The 1,259-nt window shown below is 48.1% G+C and carries 1 pseudogene; it reads left to right on the forward strand.

Going from position 1 to position 1,259, the window contains the following annotated elements:
- Positions 1-398: 398 nt before the first annotated feature.
- A pseudogene (locus D9V82_RS12485) lies at positions 399-1,259 on the forward strand (VaFE repeat-containing surface-anchored protein); the annotation flags it as partial.

The following is a 1,259-nucleotide window of genomic DNA, read 5'->3' on the forward strand; positions in this document are numbered from 1 at the left end:
TGAACCAGGTATGCAGTACTACATTAAGTAGTGTGAGTGCACTGGTTAGGTAACAGGCCATAGGGCCTGGGCACACCATGTCCCCCTTCAGGGTGTCTCTGTACACTCTGAAGGGGGTAACCCATTTGGGCCCCACCCCGATGTGTCCACTTTTCGGGGGTGGGGCCCGATTCAGAAAGGACAGATACACCACTTCACCGGACTTGATCCACTTCTCGGATGGCGCTTTAATTTTTACAGTGATATTGTGTTGAGTCGACTATAAGGTTAACCTAGATTTCGGATCGAAATCCTGTTTAGCCTCGATGCGTTTAAACCTAATTTTTCTGCTGTGCCAGCGAAAATTTTAGCTGCGTGGGGAGTCGGTTTAAGTATGTTTATGGTTCGAAGAGGAAAGAATGATTAGATTAAGAAACGTTTTCCGAGAGAGGTGGCTGGTCTTTACTGCAGTGCTCTCTGCTATTGCGGTAATTGCGGCCATGTTCGTCGTTCCGGGAGCTAAAGCGGAGGTTTCTAAGCCCACCGACTTTACACCCAACACTACATTGGGGGACGAGCTCAAAAAGGAAGAAAAAGACCCGCGGCACTTCGCTGCGGACTACTCCTGGGGTTTGCTTGTGTGGGCGGGACAGCCTGCAGGGCCCGGCTTTAACAACGGTGGAAACAAAAACAATGATGTGGGCTGGGCTTGGTGTATTGAACCGCATGCTAAAACCCCTCTTAATACGTTCGAAGCGTATAATAAGAAAAACGCTACGAAACTTAAGTTCAAAGAGAGCTATCACGACGCCGTTATTAATCTCGGACGGAAGATGGAAGATGCAGCTGCCCGAGGGGATAAATCGTCGGCTGCCAACTATTACGTTTACCTGTTGATGTTCCTCGATTCGCGGCAGAACCCAAAATATCAGCCCTATAATACGATCATTAGGAATAGCAAGATATATTTCCCAGGTTTTACTGGATCGCACCAAGATTTTACGGCACTTACGGGTTACAAAATTGAGGGAACCGAAGCAGTGCCGAAGCTTGTAAAAGACTCGACGGTGGAGATAGCGAAGCAACCTGCAGATGCGTTTATTACCGTCGTGCATCCAAACAACAACCGCAACTCAAGTGCACAATCTGTCATGCCTGTTGATCAGCCAGGTTTGCCTCCACTTGAAGAAGAAAAGCCAGAGAAAGAGCAACCAAAGATTTCTACGAAGGCTGAGTTTGCTGAGGGTGACAAGCAGGTTGTTGCTGGTGCTACGGTGAAT

This window comes from Corynebacterium macginleyi (genome assembly GCF_003688935.1).
Classification (GTDB): Bacteria; Actinomycetota; Actinomycetes; order Mycobacteriales; family Mycobacteriaceae; genus Corynebacterium; species Corynebacterium macginleyi.